This is a genomic window from Salicibibacter kimchii (assembly GCF_003336365.1).
GTDB lineage: Bacteria > Bacillota > Bacilli > Bacillales > Marinococcaceae > Salicibibacter > Salicibibacter kimchii.
This window is the reverse complement of record NZ_CP031092.1, coordinates 34,233-49,174: the sequence shown is the minus strand read 5'-3', so window position 1 is coordinate 49,174 and position 14,942 is coordinate 34,233. Positions and strand designations below refer to the sequence as shown.

The following is a 14,942-nucleotide window of genomic DNA, read 5'->3' as shown; positions in this document are numbered from 1 at the left end:
TCCTATTCAGCTTTCATTTCGGCAGGAATACCTGCCTCAACAACTTCCCGATCATTGATATCAAGTTCTGCATTCAACTTCTTCCAACACTTCAGGCCGTAGCCGCGCTCTTTGCTTTTCTCGTCCTTCAACGGACGCCCGCATTTTTGGCATTCATGAAAACTGTTCATAGCAAACCTCCATCCACGAGAAGAAGGGCTTCGCCATCTTTGTTAAACTCCCTCATCAACTCCGAAAACTCCCCGTCTTCATCCATCAAAAATGCGTTCAGCGCTTGATTTCGCGTCTTTTCATACGGTTTGGTAGGTTCGTCGGCAACAATGCGTTCATACACCTCACACGCGCTAGTTTTGTCCTTTGCTTTGATGAGTGCGTAGTACGGATCTATAAACTCGAAGTATTTCATGTAATTCCCTCCTAAAAATATTGCCTTCTCATTTCAAGCGCCTGATTCTCCCTTTTCTCCTTGACCCTCTCCGCGTGATATAGAACATTCAGATCATCGCCCTTGTATGGCCTCTTATCATAGTCATCCCAGATCACATCATCGTGATTGAGAGTGTATGGGTACGGAAGACCCTTCATTTTTCGCCACGCTATAGCAACATGCCCTCTTTCTTCCGGGTACTCGTTATAAATTCTGTGTAACTGATGATCCGAAAATCTTTGATAAAACTCTTTCATATCTTCATCAACTCCATTCCGTCACTAAAATTGTTTTCGTACCGGTGCGGATATTCATTCATGTAATAGATTCTTTTAATGCCAGCTTGATTTAAATTCTTCGTGCAATCAGGGCAAGGAAGGTGCGTAACCCAACATTCAGCCCCGTCCGTGGAAACGCCCTTCCTAGCGCATAACATAAGCGCCTGATTTTCCGCATGTATGGTCTTGATGCAAGCCTTGTTTACCTCGCAATTTCCGTCGCATGGATCAATAGGCGAATTCGTGCCCTCCGCAATCACTTGATTATCTTTAACGATCACCGCTTTGACCTGCAATTTAGCGCATATATCCATTTGATCACGCCTTTTCCTTATTCAGTTCAACTAGCGTTAAAATCGCATATCCTGCAATGTCTTGCACTGTATCTTCTATCGATTCGTCCACTTCTGCGCCGTACTTTTGCAATGATTCTAAGCGTCGTAGCTTGTCCTCTAATCTGATTAACACAGAGGTCATACCGTATTTTTCAAACTGCTTTCCGAAGCTATTTCCATAATCGCGGTCCTTCGCTTGCAATGTTTGATTGAGTTTGTCAGTTTCAACCTTAATATCAGTGTTTAAGTGGAAGGGGTGGTGATTTCCGTTTGCTACCTGTAACTTCGACATATCAAGTTCTCCATCTTTAATTTCGATATAATTTTCCTTGTTCATACTCATGCCTCCCTCAACAACCGAATTAAGTTGATTTCCACCCGTCATCACCCTTCCTGCCCTTCTTTTTGCCTAACAACAGACTTTAGCTCCGACAATCTGTGTGATGCTACATTTAAATCCGGTGAGTTCTGAGGTAAACCATGTATCGCAACATGCATACAAGCTACTTGGTTAGTCAAAAACAAATTATCTATCGTGACGTTTTGTTTATCACCGTCTTTGAAAGTAACAGCTTTTCCGTCGGGTACCTCCCCGTAGTGTTGCTTCCACAACCACCGATGCTTTTTCTCCCAAACGTTCGGATCATCGGTTTTTATCATCAGTACTCCTTCATGAAGGCTTTCGCTGCCGACAGGGAGATAGGAAGGTGGTTGATTCCCTTTCGGGAACCACCCTTTTTCTCCCCCGAGTTGTAAGCCCTTCATCCCTTTATTCCAGGCAGTATCTCCTTTTTTCTTCCTTGTGTGATAACCCTGCAATTTGTTTTTAATGCCGTGGCGATGCATAATGTTTTGCACTGACTTATCAGAGACATCGGCATTATATTTTTCGACAAACTTGTTGTGTATATCTTTGATGAATCTACCCGGTGCTATGGATCGTATATAATCTACCTGCTCTTTTGTGTATCGATGCATCTTACCTATCCCCTCCGAGCATTTTTGGAAGTTTGGTGTCAGCGCTCATGCGGTCGTCTGCTAGTTTGTTAGCTTCAAGCACCAACGATCCGTTCGATATAATCTGTTGTGATACCTGACTGACTGACTTTGCTCTGTTGATTTCCTTTTCTAGTTCTTCACTGGTCAAATCCTCGTCGTTCAAACGCTCAAGCTGAGCAAACAAGTGGTTGTTTAAATCGCCAAGTGTGTTTTTCATTTAGACATTCTCCTTTCCTTGATCTGCGAAAAATAGTTCTTGTACCGTCGCCCCGTAGTAATTCGCGAGAATTACCATCGTGTCTGCTCTCGGTGATTTCTTTGCGTTTTCCAAGAAAAAAAGCGTGTTTTGATGAATGCCTGTTTCAGAAGCAACTTCTTTTTGGGTGACGCCGAGACGATCTCTAGCGTCAAGTAGGTTCTCGCTCATAGCTTCCAAGTCAAACACCCTCGTCACCGCCCATCTTGTATGTTGTGATCGGCCCGTTGAGCTTGTACCATTCCTCGTCATTGTTGTAAGCTTCGTCGTGGTCAAATCTAATGTGGCTTACCGATTCAAGTGCAGGTATGTCGTGATCGTCGTCTGTGACTGTTTCTAAGATTGTTTGACCGTGCATAAATTTCCTCACCCCGCACGCCCCCTCTCCGTCGTTTTTCCGTGCAAGTAGCAGGTGAATAGATACATGCCTTCCACAAGCTCCGAATCCTCTGCCGCTTGCTTTAAGTCGTCACGCTCGATGATCTGACCAGTGTGCTCGTAATACGTCATCATCAGGTTAAATACGGCGTACCGGTTCATTCACCCACATCCTTGTTGATGCCGCCTACTTCGATGCCTAGAATGTTTAGGGTTTTCGTTACGGAAAACCTCTGACCATTACTTAGGCAGTCATAATACTGTTTGGCTGCTTCTTCCGGCGTTTTCTCAACTTCATATCCGTAATAAACAGCAGTTATAAAATCTTTATTTGACAAGTCGTTGAGACATTTATCTTCCTTAGACCCCCACTTTTTGCTAAGGTGTTGCAAAACCATTTCATCCTTTATGCGATCCCATCTGCCCCAATAATCCAAACACTCCGCCTGCTCCTTCGTAAGCACTGGTTTTTTAATTTCCACTTGCGACCTCTCCTTTCCGCATCTTAATCACATAATGTATCTGCCCGTTCATATCCGTGTAACTGCCGATATGCCCCACCTGCTCATAGCCCGCCTTTTCCTTTTCGAGGATTGCGGCGTATGCTTCTTTCAGATTGCTTTTCGTCATTCTGATTGGCGCTTGCATCGCTTCACCAGCTTCCTATTTATTCTTGTAATGCCAGTAGTTACAGGTTTCAAAGTGGGTTGTCATGGCTTAAAATTAATGACATAGGATGATATTCATTCGCTTTCTGTAACAATCTGTATAGCTTCTGCCGGACTTCTAGCTACACCACATATAACAGGATGGTTATTCATAGTTTCTAAGAATTGTTTTTGATCTTTGCGTAATCTCCCTTTATCGGTCTTGACTTCAATAAATATCATTTTTCCGTCTGATTTGCGGAATCCTGATAAGTCGGAATATCCGCGCGGGAGACCAGTGTCGAAGAAACGTCCGTCTGCCGTCTTTACCTTGCCGACATTGTTTCGGAAAATAATCGCGTAAGGATTCAGCGCTAGCCTGATAGAATTTTGGATATCTTGTTCACGCATCACGATCACCGTTTACTTTAATCACCTTTGTTTGCGTTTCGTTTTTAGTACTCTCTAAATATCCTGGAGTACAATATTTATCGATTGTACTCATGCTCAGTTTTGTTTTTTCGGATAAATCTCTTTTATTTCCTCTCATGATTAGTTTCCCGTGTTGATATAGTTCATAAATGTTTCCGTTCATGAAATCACTCCTTTTTTATCTTTGGGAGGGTATTTGGGAGGGTCTTAAAACAGGTCAAACCCTTGCAGTGGTAGCATGTATAAATATTTTTATATGGTTGGGATACTTATTTATAAAACTATCTCCCTTATATTATTTTCTTTATTTGTTTTAACTTTTATACTTTTACCCTCCCAACCCTCCCAAAAAGAAAATAATATAATATAAATGCTGGTGTAATGGGGGTTTCAAAATTAGTTAGAATTTTATATGTGTCCCAAAAACCCTCCCGCTGGTCTCCCGTTCCCCTCCCAAATAATTATCAGATTTTTTAACGATTCTAATTTAGGTTCAATCTGATCACCTGATCATTATCAGGATGTTTTAAAGAAAGCCCTGCATAATAAACGCCGCTACTTTTAAAATGCTGGAATTTATTCTTCATTTCTTTTCCGAATTTTGTGCTGCTCATTAAATACTGGTTGTTATCTTTAGCCCAACCGTGATAAACGTTGTATAAATCTGATCCTTTCTCTCTCTCGCCGTTTCGTCGGATGCAGCAATCTTCAATAAAAGATTCGATAACATCCATCTCAGTTCGGTATGTTTGCCTTTGGTCTTTGATAACTTGGGGTTCATTAAGCCCAATTCGCTTCCATTCTTGATAGCCTTCGACGGCCCAATTAAGGATAGCCTTCATTTCGCGCTTTAGCTTGTTTTTTAGTTGCTTGTCCACTTGATGTTCCGGTATTTGTACCGTAAACGGCACAATGGCTAATCTACGCCATATACCATCATCTGTGCCGCGTATGATTGGTTTATGGTTGGTCGCTATCCAAAGCTTAAATTCCGGATAAAAATCGAATTCTTCACCATAAAGGAAGCGAGCTGTTACTTTGTCGCCTCCGGTTAATTGTTTTACTAACCCTTCATCGAATCTCATACCATCATTTGGCTCCGTAGAGGTAACTAACCTAGCCCCATCCAGTTTTGCCACGTCACTATTGGCTGTGCCTTGCTGTTGCTTAACCATGATTGTTTGCGGCTGAATGTTCGTCGTATAACTTCCTAGCATTTCAGTGATAATATCCAGAAATACCGACTTACCGTTACGCCCATTTCCGTGCAGGATAAACATTTGTTGTTCTTCTGTTGATCCGGAAAGGGAATATCCGACGGCTCGTTGCATATAATTAATTAAGTCTTTATTGCCGCCGAAAATTTGATTTAAAAAATCCATCCACATTGGACAATCAATCTTATCGGTATATTCGATGGAAGCGATTTTTGTAAAAAACTTATCTTTGTCATGATCGTTTAACTGCCCTGTCCGGAGATTCAAAAAACCGTTTTGAACGTTCAATAAATCTGTGTCTTTATCAAATTCATGCGGTTGGATCGGTAGCAAGTGCTGGCTTTCTTTCAACATGTTTGTTTTTCCGTTACTTCCCCGAGAATATTTAATATGTTTTTGGCGAAATTTAATAGCATCTTCTTCGTCTACATCATCACTGGTAAAAAGAGGTTCGTCTGTCATTTTCACAAGTATGTCATCAACGAGATTTTTAACTTTCCCCTCTTGATCCAACTGCCATATTTTCCCGTCATAGAAGTACCAATTTTTTCGGATGTAACTATACCTAACTAAATCACTGTAATTGTCCGTGAAACGTTCTGCGTTCCCAGTGTCATCGTAGCTGTAATACTTCTTTTTGACTGGTTTACTATCACTGTCGAGAACATAAAGGTTGAATGAATCATCTTTATCCTGCGGAGTGAATACATTCGTGCATTCTGATATTGCTTTGTTTATAGTTACTTGTCCGTAAGTGCTTTCTCCCCGGTCACTATCCCATTTATCTCTAAAAAGTGACGATCCACGGAAAATATCATCCATTTTAGCCGCGTCTCGGTTCGTCCAAAAGGCAAGGTCATTTGCGAAACCCATATCTGCATCTGACCATGAGTTATAAAATTGATCCCAACCGCCATACATAAATAATTTGAAGCGAATGCCATTTTTGCTGTTTTCGGCAATGCGGATAATGTCGTTTTTTGATAGTTCATTTCCGTAATCGCTTGTTATGTTTGGTTTTTTTTTAGGTTCGTTGCTTGCTATATATTTACGATGGAGGCGATCGACATTGCCTAAGTTATCTTCATTAATCTTGTGATAACCGCCGATTTCATTACCGGTCACTGTGAAAAAACGACCGGAAGCATACATTTCAATGTTTCTCTTCCTGCTTCCACCTTCCGGCAACGTTCCTTTCGCAATAATGTGGATACCAGTACCACTCGGGCTTACTTCCGCATAACTACCCATTAATTCAACAAATTCGGCAACAATATTATTTTCTCCGTCATCTTTTCGGTATCGGTCAATATCACCAGAAACATCATCAATATCTATACCGAAATAAGGTTTCTTGAAATAAAACCCAAGTCCGTCGCAATTAAATTTATTAATTGCACCCAGAGCAGTATCGAAACTGCTCCAAGTGCTTTCATCATTAGACTTTCCGTAACCGCCCGTATTCGCATCAATGGGTATTTTGGTTTTCTTACCGTTTCGCTCAGCAATTTTAAAAATGCACCATTGCTTTAACTCTTTTAATTCAATTGGTATATTTTCATACATTCATAACTCTCCTTAAAACGGAAGGTCGTCATCCGAGATATCCACAGGTTGCGGGGAGCTGCCTTCACCTCCACTTTTCGGCACGTGTTGAACATCCGGGAATTTAGATTGATTCCACATCTTCACATTTAAATTCTCGTAGGTTTTTCCGTTATACTCTGATGTTTCGTTTTTTACATATACAAGCGCTGTTTTCCCAACATAATCATTAAGCAAGTCATCAAAGCTGTTGTACGTTTTTCCATTTTCAAGCTGACAAGCCTTGCCTATAGTGTTAAATATTTTCATATTATATTTATGGGTAGATTTAGCTTTGAAATTCTTCTCAAAAATGTGTTGGTTTTGGTGAGATTGATCAATGTCGTTTCTGATGATTAAATCAAACTCTGCATATTCTGCCCCGTTCGGGGCCGCATCTTCATTGCACCGGTTAACTATAACCTCGTACCAGCCGTCTTTAATCTGTCCTTTACCTTCGTAAACGTCGTTAAAATCTAAATTAAACTCTCCCATTAAATATCGCTCCTTTTATGAAATTAATCCTAAGTGTTTAGCTTGGTAGTAAGCCCACCCCGGCTTATACCCTCTGTTCTTTGCTAAATCATAAAGTTCTTTCATGCTTTTACAGTCTTCGGGTTCCCGGAAATCTATTGTAATGACCGGAGATTCTTTAACTTCCTCTAATTCTGCTGATTCATCGTGATCGTAATCACCGCCTTCAATCGCAAATTCATGTCCACATCCGGGGCATTCACGAGTTTGTGAAGGAACGGCCATGAAACAGCTTTCGCATTGTTTGACAGGGTTTTCTGCCCCTCCGCTCGCTTTCTGTTGCTTTTTTAAGCTCCAATGCCGTTCATCATCCGGCAATCCATGCTCATTAACATTTCCAACATGATCGATGATGATTGAAGTTTTACCAGGCCTGTATCGCATCCCTCTCATGCTTTGTTGAATGTATAGGGAGAGAGACTGTGTTGGCCTTAACATGATTATTGTTGAGCAATCAGGAACATCGAATCCCTCCCCGATTATGTCTACATTTGCTAGGATTTGAATTTCACGATCCCGAAAACTCTGTATAATTTTTTCCCTTTCATCTTTTGGTGTTTTTCCGTCTAAATGAGCTGCCTTAATTCCATGATTATTAAACGCTCCTGCGGTTTCTTTGCTAGCTTCTACACTATGGCAGTAAGTTATTGCTTGTTCTCCGTCTGCTAATTTTCGGTAATGATTAATCACATCACCATAAATTTTTCTTTCATTCATAGCTTGTTCAACTGATGTGGAAGAAAATTCCCGTAAGCTGTTCAGCTTCAATTTGTCTGTGTCGATAAGTTTTGGTGCATAATATTTATATGGTGATAGATATTGATTTTCGATAAGCCATTTTGCATCAACTTCTTCAATCAATATGTCGTTCACATCACCTAATCCGCTTCCATTCATGCGGATCGGCGTAGCTGTAAAACCCAGTCTCGGAACATCCGAAAAATAGTCGTAAATTTTACGGTAAGAACCTGCTAGTCCATGATGGTTTTCGTCTGTGATGATTAATTGAGGTTTAGGTGTTTTTTCTAATCTCCGAGATATGGTTTGCACCATCCCGAATTGAACAAGCGATAAATCAACTTCATTTTTAAGAAACGTTTCTTCGATTTGACTTATCAACTCTCTCCTGTGGACAAGAAACAAAACACGATTTCCTTTTTTGGTTGTCATGCGAGCAATGTCACTGATAATCACTGACTTTCCCGCACCACATGGCGCTACTACACAAGGCGCTTTGTAGCCATCGGCATATGATTGTCTAGTTTTTTTAACTAATGTTTTTTGATAGTCATACAGCTTGAACGGCATTTGGCATCACCAATTCTTCTTGTAAGCAAAATTTCCGATCGTCCAATTGATTCTTGGCAAAAACAGAGTTTGTCGGTTGTAACAAAAATCCGCGATTTTCGGTCTCTTCGTTGTAAACGAGTTTTCCAACTACATCACATAAACCCATAAAGTTCGTAAGGATTTTCCCATTAATCTGTGGGTATGATCGGGAAAACACTTGACCCTCCGGTGTCTTCCATTCGTCCGATGTTTCCCATGCGGTTATAATGGTTCGTTTTCCTAGCGATTTAAGAAAACGAATGGAATCGATAAGGAAAAACTGAACCTGTTGATAATGCCGCATTTCAGGGACGCGATCATTTTTCCCCTCTCTCCCTAAATTTCCCAACATGCAACGCTCCATTTCAGAAACATTATCTAAAAAGATGTTTTCGTACTGCGATAAATCCATTTCATATAATTCTTTGGTGATTTTCCCCCATGCCTTCCAAGTGTTTTGATTATCGATATACGCGATATCGATATTTTCATTACCTTCAAGAACACGGGTTGTCCTATCCATATCTAAAATGAGTGTTTTCCCCGGAAGGTATTTAGCTGTTGACGTTTTACCTATTCCGGGAGGGCTGTATATTAGATAGGTTTCATCTTTGCTGTCCAATTGACTAGCATTAACGATCTCCACTTATTCAACCCCCTACCTAAATCTAATAGATTCCGTTTGTACTATTTCAGCGCCGGGTGTATCTGATTTTTTGAGCGCCTTTCCTAATGAAGTCTTGTCCAATTTCGGATCTTGTTCTTTCCAAAATTCTTTTGGTATCAACTTTTCATCAAGTACTCGGACGCTCGGAGTATTTGGCTGTATCCATGCCGTGAATAAAGGTGTGGTGATTTTTCTTTTGCCTAATTTGGTCATGTTTTCCTCAAGATTTCGTTTCAGTTTATCGACTTTGTTTTCCATTGCTTTTCGTCGATCCGCGAGCCGTTTTTCCTCGGTTTTTATTTTTTCAATGTCACCTTTGGTGTTTTGGATGATTGCGTGATATCCTTCTACTTTCACTTCTATACTTTCCTCAATGGCTTGCAGAGTGTCCGTAAAAACTTCCGCGTCCACGCCGTCGTATATTTGCCTTTGAATCTCCACGTGTCCATCTGTTAATTCGTAAAGGGCGTTCATGCCACAACCCCCTTATCCGCAAATAGTTTCTGACGTTCTTCCTCATCCGCAACCGCAAACAACCGGAAGCTATCAAAATGGGCGGTTACTTCGTACAGTTCGCTTTTGTAGGCCATTTCCTCTATCTCTACATCCACGCCGAGAGAAGAGATCCCTTCCGCCGTCATTTGAATCTCCACAACGCCGTCCGACTCCATGCTTACAGCGATAACGCCAAATTTTCTCAAATGCTTGAAACCGTCAACAGTAACGCCTGCAAATGCGTTCAATTCGTTCATTTTGTTCATTTTCCGTTCCTCCTGTGACCTCTATTGTTTTAGCAGGGGGCGTGTGCTAAAATAGAGGTACTCATATATTTTGTTTGACCCCCTGACCTCTTGTACCCTCATACAAGAGGTCATTTGATTTGCTCTAAATCCATCAATGCATGCTCGACCAAACAACTCCTGTCGCTACATATAAGGTTTCCAAGATCTGATTCGTAAGCTTCTTCCTGATCCGAAATCTCCCATCCACAGTACCTACACTCGCCGACAATGAATGGCTGTGTGCCGATGTAACCTTTCGATTCCATTTGTCTAATCACTGGATGGTCGTTCACCATACTTAATCCTCCTATATACGCTGATTAATTCTTCTAAATCCCTTACGTTCACTGGAACAGTTCCATGATCCGCCATCATGTCAGCGCCATCTTCTAGTTCATAAAGTTTCCGTTCGCTGATAATGTGCCTTCGGTTCATGTCGCCACCCCTTCCGGAAATATGCTTCCGAGTATTAGTGCTGTTACGATTGATCCGAAGAAAATAAATAGAATCGTTTTTTCTTTCATGACTCCACCTCATAAATCTCATTTAGTCGTGCGTATTCGCCGAACAATTCCTTCGCCACTTTGTTGTAGGCAAGCGCCGCTTCGCTCTCGGTTTCAAAAACACCAAGATAATAATGTTTTCCGTTCTTTTGGATTTGAGATTGCCATTTACAATACTTCTTCAACCATGTGACTCCTTTATATTTCGATGAAGTATTTTTCTGTTTCCTTTGGTTGTATTTCCCTTGACTGAGATTGAATCGTTGTTGGAAATCATTCGAGATTTCTATAACTCCTAAATCTGTGAAGTTTAAGCGCGCATACTCTCCAAACAAATCTTTTGCAGATTTGTCGTACGCCCTTGCAGCTTCTTCCTCAGAATCGAAATAACCTAGAAAAGTACTTTTTCCATGAAGGGTTATTCTAGAAGTCCACTTGGAATGACGGGTTAACCATGAAACGCCTTTGTATCTTGACGTTGTGTTTGCTACCTTCTTTCTGTTTCTTGCGTTTTGGGAGTTGTTAACTACCCTTAAATTCTCTTTTCGGTTATCCAACCTATCACCATTGATGTGATCAACATCTTTTCCGAGTGAATCCACACCTAATATATACCGATGCATGAGAGCATAAGCTGGCGTGCTTGTTGTAGCGTATCCACGAGCGTTCACATGCCAATTAAACTTATTTACTCTTTCGTAATCTTCATTATCAACAATCGACATATAACCCTGCGTCAACTCAATTTCCATCCTTTGAATCTGACCTCCTAAAAAATAATTGACACAAAACCAACTACGCTACTGAGCGCTTCCATGACTTGACCCATCATCTGCATCCCATCTACACCCATCAGGAACGCTATCGCTACATCTTGACAGCTAGTGTTTTCCATCCATTGTTTAAACATGGTGAGTGGCGGCTCTTTATAGTTGTTTTCATATTTGGATATATTCGATTGAGTCATGTTCATTTGGTGGGCCATTTCTTCTTGCGAAATGCCGGAGCGTTCCCTTGCCGCTTTTAACAAACCTCCGTACTCCAATTTTTTCACCTCCTTGAAATCATTTCTCATCTTCTATCATTTCCTGTAGACTAATGAATAGATTGGATATTGCCGCCTTATGGAGCGATCCATGAGTGACAATCGGATGAATTCACGGGAAACCTAAGTCATTTGATATGGATACCGTGAGCCAAGCCAAGGGAATTACTGCTTCTGTACCTTGGAAGGTGCAACGCATAGACAGTGAGGATGGTATGCCAATAAACTGCCCACGAGCGTCCGACATCCTACATGGATGAACAGGTATGCTGATCTGCTTGGAAACAAGTAGAAGCATGGGATAAAAAGCCTGTGCGATAACATAATGGATGTTGGTGTTAGCGAATCACTCAAAGAATCAGCCAAAAATCAAACCATTAGCATGGAGGTCGGTAGTACAAATATGAACGAATCTATCCGAGCATCACAACAAACTATCGACGCCGCTGAACAGCTGATTGCCAATACTCCAGACTTCACCAACATCGGTAATCATCCAATCGTTATCCTCTTTATCCCATGACCCTACTTGCTTCCGAATAACAGGCATCCTGTTACCCCTCCGAATCCCCCTTATTCCAATTTGGAATTGACATAGATTAGTGGGAATACTACTTATAAGAAATCCTTGCTAACATATAGTCAGACAGTCACCCGATCCCGATCGCGCTTGTACTCACCCGACTTGATTTTTCTTTCGATAATGTCTTTGGTTGCTTTCATTGCGGTCGGTCGGAGTTTTCCGTTTTTGAGTTGTTCGCCGGGAATGAGTTGGACGTTCATAAGTTCACCTCCTTTCTAAACTGTCACCGTCTTTTGTTTCGTTTCGTTACTTTCATCTTCAAAAAAAATTGTCCAGTCAAAACCTAGTGCTTTCCCAATTGATTTTGATGCGGCAACGCTAGGTGTTCTTGACCCCGACTCAATCAAGGTATAATAAGCTCGATGGATATTTGCCAACTCGGCAACTTGTTGATGTGTGTATCCTCTTTGATGTCTAATGTCTTTAAGCCAAGTTCTCATTTCTTCACCTCCTGTTGCGATCTGTTACTTTTTATTATAGTGTCATATCGTTACTATGTCAAGCATATAATCATAAAAAAGTTTCGATTTGATACAATCAGTTTAAAGTAACTATTTGTTACACTATAATTAAGGGGTGATAAGGCGGTGCTGAACGTTGTTAAAAGAAAGATTAATTCAATTAAGAAAATCGAATAAAAAGACCCAAAAAGAAATTGCTTCAATATTAGGTATTACTCGGCCAGCATATACAGCTTATGAAAGAGGAAACAGAAGCCCAGATTACGACACTTTAAAAAAGATTGCTGATCATTATGATGTATCAACTGATTTTTTGCTCGGGCATACAGACGACCCTAAAGAAAAAGAGGAAGAACCCAAGATGTTTGCCTACGGCGGTTTTGACGACATGAGCGAGGAAGAAATGCAGGAGCTCGAAGAATATGCTCAGCTAATGAGAAAAAGAAGAAAACGCTTAGAGAAGCTATTTAAAGAAGATAGGGACAAATAGCTACCATAGTGAACACACTTCAGTTGCCAATTATTTCATGCATATAGTACTATGATGATGTGCTTATAAAATGAAATATGGGGGTTGAAAATTTATGAGTGAAGTAACAGCAAATTCTACTACACCCGAAAAAAACTCCATGGCCACGGCATCATTGGTGTTGGGGATAGTTGGGTTGTCGATAGGGATCATTCCGTTTTTGGGGTGGCTTATGTTGCCGGCTTGGATTTTAGCAATTATTTTCGGCGCATTCGGAAGGAAACAGGTGACCAAAAAGAAAAGTGCGAACGTCGGTATGGCATTAGGGTCTTTGGCAATTGTTTATCAATTTGGTTTTTTGATAATTGCAGCAATGTCGCCAGCGGATGAAGAGCCGGATTTTGCATCTGGAGAAGATAACGGAAGAGAGCAAGACCAGGAAACCAGAGACACAAGCGAGGCCGTGACCGTGGATGCGGAAGCGATAGAGGAAGAAGAACCAGACGAAGAAGTGAACGAGGAAGAAGAAGACGAAATTGAAGCTTACGGACTTGGTGATAATGTTGAATTTGGAGATCACCAATTGACTGTACATGATATTGATACAATAGATGATGTCGGATCAGAAAACTTTCCGCGTGAAGCAAGCGGAACGTATGTATTAGTTGGTGCAACGTATCAAAATAACGACAACGAATCTGTGATGATAAGATCAGGAGATTTTCAGTTAGTCGAGGGAGATGCTACGTATGAATCTGACTCAGCCGCAATAAGAGCATATAACGAAGGGGATGTTTTCATCGCCAATGAAGTAAACCCCGGATCAACAATTGAATCAACAGTCGTTTTTGATGTTGCTGATGATGTTGCTGAATCAGATGATCTGCAACTTTATATAGAAGTAGGCATTTTTGGAGGAGACGGAGCGTTAATCGATCTAAAATAAATATATGTATAGAGCCTTATTCGTAAGGCTTTTCTTTAAACCTTTGATCGAACACACGTTTTTAGGAAGGGAAGATTAAATGTTATATTCGACAATAGAAAAGATCGTGATAGACGGTTATAAAGAGATTAAGGTGCTATCTATTGATGATTTATGCATTGAAAATATTGCGCATCGTATGAACATTGAATTGCATTTTACAGATAAAAAAACAGCCACAACATTATTCCCGGATTTTACATTTATTAATATCCACAAGTATTTTCCATCATATCTCAAAACATGGGCATTCTTTCATGAGATTGGACACCCCGTTTTGCACGCCGTAGACCAGCGAATGGCTGTTAAAACTGTATCTGATTTCATGGAGATTCAGGCAAATAGGTTCGCTCTCCATGCCTCTATGCCGATCCACCTTGTGAGGTATATGGACCACATCACGCCGTACACGCTGGCTCATATGTTTAACGTGCCGTTGTGGGCGGCGGAGAGGCGTATGCTTCAATTAGAATCAAGATACTTACTCGGGCAATCCTTTTAAGGTTGTCCGATTTCCATTTATTTACGCATATGTAATGTAATAAGTATTTCATTTTCTATGCATCGGGCCGCGTACGTCGCGAGCTTCGTCCCCTTATCCGGCGAATAACTCTCAATCCCTTTGATAAGTCCAATCGTACCGATGGAAATTAAATCTTCGTTATCCTCATTCGTGCTTTCAAATTTCTTTACAATATGTGCAACAAGACGCAAATTGTGCTCAATTAGCATGTTCCTCGCATGTTCATCTCCTTCGTTCATGCGCTCTAGGTATTTTTTTTCATCTTCCTTTGATAAAGGTTGAGGAAACGCTTGATTTTTAACATAAGAAACGAACAGCATCATTTCCTTGAACGCGTACGCGATCGCCGTAAAAATGCCAGACATGGAGAATCCCTCCTAGGATCATCTCCTTTAGTCTATGCAGGGATGGGCTTGGTTGGTGCAAGGGTAAAGAGAATGGATGGTTTTTGGAGGGGAGGGGTGTAGAGGAAAAACCCAGTGGCTAACGGCATGGAAATAAAATCAGC

The 14,942-nt window shown here is 41.0% G+C and carries 30 protein-coding genes and 1 pseudogene; 3 read left to right on the top strand and 28 right to left on the bottom strand.

All coding sequences use genetic code 11. The annotated features are described in order from the left end of the window. Window positions 1-2: 2 nt before the first annotated feature. From DT065_RS18645 to DT065_RS00195, 27 genes are all read right to left on the bottom strand, one after another. Window positions 3-170, bottom strand: coding sequence for a DUF6011 domain-containing protein (locus DT065_RS18645; RefSeq protein WP_160112317.1), 168 nt, complete (start codon window positions 168-170; stop codon window positions 3-5). Next, window positions 167-406 carry a YosH family protein gene (locus DT065_RS00290; RefSeq protein ID WP_114369856.1) on the bottom strand — a complete coding sequence of 80 codons (240 nt, stop codon included), beginning with the start codon at window positions 404-406 and terminating at the stop codon, window positions 167-169. The genes DT065_RS18645 and DT065_RS00290 overlap by 4 nt, the downstream gene beginning before the upstream one ends. 11 nt (window positions 407-417) lie before the next feature. Continuing rightward, window positions 418-684, bottom strand: a complete 267-nt coding sequence (locus DT065_RS00285) for a hypothetical protein (protein WP_114369854.1) — start codon at window positions 682-684, stop codon at window positions 418-420. Beyond that, window positions 681-1,019, bottom strand: coding sequence for a deoxycytidylate deaminase (locus DT065_RS19775; RefSeq protein ID WP_114369852.1), 339 nt, complete (start codon window positions 1,017-1,019; stop codon window positions 681-683). The genes DT065_RS00285 and DT065_RS19775 overlap by 4 nt, the downstream gene beginning before the upstream one ends. Before the next feature lie 4 nt (window positions 1,020-1,023). Continuing rightward, entirely contained in the window at window positions 1,024-1,377 is a 354-nt protein-coding gene (locus DT065_RS00275) for a nucleotide modification associated domain-containing protein (protein ID WP_227002675.1), read from the bottom strand. A gap of 47 nt (window positions 1,378-1,424) precedes the next feature. Continuing rightward, window positions 1,425-2,018, bottom strand: coding sequence for an HNH endonuclease signature motif containing protein (locus tag DT065_RS00270; RefSeq protein ID WP_114369850.1), 594 nt, complete (start codon window positions 2,016-2,018; stop codon window positions 1,425-1,427). 1 nt (window position 2,019) lies between these two features. Then, entirely contained in the window at window positions 2,020-2,256 is a 237-nt protein-coding gene (locus DT065_RS00265; RefSeq protein WP_114369848.1) for a hypothetical protein, read from the bottom strand. Next, window positions 2,257-2,484: a helix-turn-helix transcriptional regulator gene (locus DT065_RS00260; RefSeq protein WP_160112315.1), complete on the bottom strand. Its 228-nt coding sequence runs from the start codon at window positions 2,482-2,484 to the stop codon at window positions 2,257-2,259. Then, window positions 2,477-2,653 carry a hypothetical protein gene (locus DT065_RS18640; RefSeq protein ID WP_160112314.1) on the bottom strand — a complete coding sequence of 59 codons (177 nt, stop codon included), beginning with the start codon at window positions 2,651-2,653 and terminating at the stop codon, window positions 2,477-2,479. The genes DT065_RS00260 and DT065_RS18640 overlap by 8 nt, the downstream gene beginning before the upstream one ends. 8 nt (window positions 2,654-2,661) lie before the next feature. After that, window positions 2,662-2,835 (bottom strand): hypothetical protein, encoded by a 174-nt coding sequence (locus DT065_RS18635; protein ID WP_160112313.1) that lies wholly within the window; start codon window positions 2,833-2,835, stop codon window positions 2,662-2,664. Then, on the bottom strand, window positions 2,832-3,155 hold the full coding sequence (locus DT065_RS00255) for a hypothetical protein (protein WP_114369844.1): 324 nt from the start codon (window positions 3,153-3,155) through the stop codon (window positions 2,832-2,834). Before DT065_RS00255 ends, DT065_RS18635 begins: the two co-directional genes overlap by 4 nt. Continuing rightward, window positions 3,145-3,321 carry a hypothetical protein gene (locus DT065_RS18630; RefSeq protein ID WP_160112312.1) on the bottom strand — a complete coding sequence of 59 codons (177 nt, stop codon included), beginning with the start codon at window positions 3,319-3,321 and terminating at the stop codon, window positions 3,145-3,147. The genes DT065_RS00255 and DT065_RS18630 overlap by 11 nt, the downstream gene beginning before the upstream one ends. 95 nt (window positions 3,322-3,416) lie before the next feature. Next, entirely contained in the window at window positions 3,417-3,731 is a 315-nt protein-coding gene (locus DT065_RS00250) for a VRR-NUC domain-containing protein (protein ID WP_418314566.1), read from the bottom strand. Continuing rightward, on the bottom strand, window positions 3,724-3,915 hold the full coding sequence (locus DT065_RS00245; RefSeq protein WP_114369843.1) for a hypothetical protein: 192 nt from the start codon (window positions 3,913-3,915) through the stop codon (window positions 3,724-3,726). Before DT065_RS00245 ends, DT065_RS00250 begins: the two co-directional genes overlap by 8 nt. A 319-nt stretch (window positions 3,916-4,234) precedes the next feature. Further along, window positions 4,235-6,535, bottom strand: coding sequence for a phage/plasmid primase, P4 family (locus DT065_RS00240; protein WP_114369841.1), 2,301 nt, complete (start codon window positions 6,533-6,535; stop codon window positions 4,235-4,237). 12 nt (window positions 6,536-6,547) lie between these two features. Then, a complete protein-coding gene (locus DT065_RS00235; protein ID WP_114369839.1) occupies window positions 6,548-7,048 on the bottom strand; it encodes a DUF669 domain-containing protein in 501 nt (166 codons plus the stop codon). 15 nt (window positions 7,049-7,063) lie between these two features. Then, window positions 7,064-8,395, bottom strand: a complete 1,332-nt coding sequence (locus DT065_RS00230) for a DEAD/DEAH box helicase (protein WP_114369838.1) — start codon at window positions 8,393-8,395, stop codon at window positions 7,064-7,066. Then, on the bottom strand, window positions 8,376-9,062 hold the full coding sequence (locus DT065_RS00225) for an AAA family ATPase (RefSeq protein ID WP_114369836.1): 687 nt from the start codon (window positions 9,060-9,062) through the stop codon (window positions 8,376-8,378). The genes DT065_RS00230 and DT065_RS00225 overlap by 20 nt, the downstream gene beginning before the upstream one ends. A 12-nt stretch (window positions 9,063-9,074) precedes the next feature. Next, on the bottom strand, window positions 9,075-9,557 hold the full coding sequence (locus tag DT065_RS00220) for a siphovirus Gp157 family protein (RefSeq protein ID WP_114369834.1): 483 nt from the start codon (window positions 9,555-9,557) through the stop codon (window positions 9,075-9,077). Beyond that, entirely contained in the window at window positions 9,554-9,844 is a 291-nt protein-coding gene (locus DT065_RS00215) for a hypothetical protein (protein WP_114369832.1), read from the bottom strand. The genes DT065_RS00220 and DT065_RS00215 overlap by 4 nt, the downstream gene beginning before the upstream one ends. Window positions 9,845-9,954: 110 nt before the next feature. Further along, window positions 9,955-10,161 carry a hypothetical protein gene (locus tag DT065_RS00210; protein ID WP_114369830.1) on the bottom strand — a complete coding sequence of 69 codons (207 nt, stop codon included), beginning with the start codon at window positions 10,159-10,161 and terminating at the stop codon, window positions 9,955-9,957. After that, the gene (locus DT065_RS18625) at window positions 10,136-10,300 is read right to left on the bottom strand and encodes a hypothetical protein (protein ID WP_160112311.1); all 165 of its coding nucleotides are present in this window, start codon (window positions 10,298-10,300) and stop codon (window positions 10,136-10,138) included. The genes DT065_RS00210 and DT065_RS18625 overlap by 26 nt, the downstream gene beginning before the upstream one ends. Before the next feature lie 85 nt (window positions 10,301-10,385). Next, window positions 10,386-11,120, bottom strand: a complete 735-nt coding sequence (locus DT065_RS00205) for an HNH endonuclease (protein ID WP_114369828.1) — start codon at window positions 11,118-11,120, stop codon at window positions 10,386-10,388. Between the two features lie 17 nt (window positions 11,121-11,137). Then, window positions 11,138-11,413: a type II toxin-antitoxin system RelB family anti-toxin gene (gene relB / locus DT065_RS00200; RefSeq protein ID WP_160112310.1), complete on the bottom strand. Its 276-nt coding sequence runs from the start codon at window positions 11,411-11,413 to the stop codon at window positions 11,138-11,140. 424 nt (window positions 11,414-11,837) lie between these two features. Beyond that, window positions 11,838-11,963: a hypothetical protein gene (locus DT065_RS19550; protein ID WP_257791141.1), complete on the bottom strand. Its 126-nt coding sequence runs from the start codon at window positions 11,961-11,963 to the stop codon at window positions 11,838-11,840. A 92-nt stretch (window positions 11,964-12,055) separates the two neighbouring features. Beyond that, window positions 12,056-12,196, bottom strand: coding sequence for a hypothetical protein (locus DT065_RS18620; protein WP_160112309.1), 141 nt, complete (start codon window positions 12,194-12,196; stop codon window positions 12,056-12,058). Window positions 12,197-12,211: 15 nt separating this feature from the next. Further along, the gene (locus DT065_RS00195; protein ID WP_114369824.1) at window positions 12,212-12,436 is read right to left on the bottom strand and encodes a helix-turn-helix transcriptional regulator; all 225 of its coding nucleotides are present in this window, start codon (window positions 12,434-12,436) and stop codon (window positions 12,212-12,214) included. 157 nt (window positions 12,437-12,593) lie between these two features. On the opposite strand from DT065_RS00195, the gene DT065_RS00190 reads away from it, so the two are divergent. The 3 genes from DT065_RS00190 (at window position 12,594) to DT065_RS00180 (ending at window position 14,413) form a co-directional block, all read left to right on the top strand. Beyond that, window positions 12,594-12,947, top strand: a complete 354-nt coding sequence (locus DT065_RS00190) for a helix-turn-helix domain-containing protein (RefSeq protein WP_114369822.1) — start codon at window positions 12,594-12,596, stop codon at window positions 12,945-12,947. 94 nt (window positions 12,948-13,041) lie between these two features. After that, window positions 13,042-13,872 (top strand): DUF4190 domain-containing protein, encoded by an 831-nt coding sequence (locus DT065_RS00185; protein ID WP_114369819.1) that lies wholly within the window; start codon window positions 13,042-13,044, stop codon window positions 13,870-13,872. Between the two features lie 79 nt (window positions 13,873-13,951). Continuing rightward, the gene (locus DT065_RS00180) at window positions 13,952-14,413 is read left to right on the top strand and encodes an ImmA/IrrE family metallo-endopeptidase (protein ID WP_114369817.1); all 462 of its coding nucleotides are present in this window, start codon (window positions 13,952-13,954) and stop codon (window positions 14,411-14,413) included. 20 nt (window positions 14,414-14,433) lie between these two features. Here the strand turns inward: DT065_RS00180 and DT065_RS00175 are convergent. Further along, a pseudogene (locus DT065_RS00175) lies at window positions 14,434-14,799 on the bottom strand (sigma-70 family RNA polymerase sigma factor); the annotation flags it as partial. Between the last annotated feature and the right edge of the window lie 143 nt (window positions 14,800-14,942).